The sequence below is a fragment of the Candidatus Symbiothrix dinenymphae genome (genome assembly GCF_001431085.1).
Window position 1 is genome coordinate 1 of the sequence record NZ_BBRU01000083.1, and the last position, 711, is coordinate 711.

Consider the following 711-nt stretch of genomic DNA (forward strand, 5'->3'; position numbering starts at 1 on the left):
TTTGTCGCGTTTGTGCCGGTTTTGGTTATTTTCAGTATGTTTTTTGGTATGGCAGGGGGATTTTTTATCAGTTGGTTCACCGACATCATCTCGCCGTCAACCTACGAATATGGTCTTCAATATTGGTTTTCAACACGTTACATCGGCTATTCGGTATTGAAAGCCATGATTTTTGCCTTTATCATATCTTCTGCCGCCTCCTATTTCGGGTATAATGTCAAAGGAGGTGCCCTGCAAGTGGGTAAGGCGAGTACCGAATCGGTCGTAACCAGCAGTGTGCTGATTTTGGCGACCGATGTATTAATCACCTTATTATTAGTTTAAATGATTGAAGCAAAGCACATTATCAAGTCGTTCGAAGACAAACAGGTCATCAAAGATGTGTCCGCCACATTCGACAAGGGGAAAACAAACCTCGTCATCGGTCGAAGCGGCTCGGGGAAAACCGTTTTTATGAAAATCCTGATTGGACTGCTGTCGCCCGACTCGGGCGAAATTCTCTACGACCGGCGCAATCTTCCGGCGATGAAAAAACCGGAGTTGAACGCCCTGCGGCAAGAGATGGGGATGCTCTTTCAGGGGTCTGCCCTGTTTGATTCGATGACGGTGATGGAAAATGTGATGTTTCCGCTCACCATGTTTTCCTCCGACAATCGCCAGCAACAGGAAAAACGGGCTATATTTTGTCTCGAACGTGTCCAAATGCGCGAT

Annotated in this window: 2 protein-coding genes; both read left to right on the top strand. The window is 46.6% G+C overall.

Annotated elements, in window-relative coordinates:
• Positions 1–324, top strand: a 324-nt coding sequence (locus tag ASC50_RS01355) for an ABC transporter permease (RefSeq protein WP_162491118.1), incomplete at its 5' end; no start/stop codon positions are given.
• The coding region (locus tag ASC50_RS01360) for an ATP-binding cassette domain-containing protein (RefSeq protein WP_158648251.1) at positions 325–711 on the top strand (387 nt) is incomplete at its 3' end.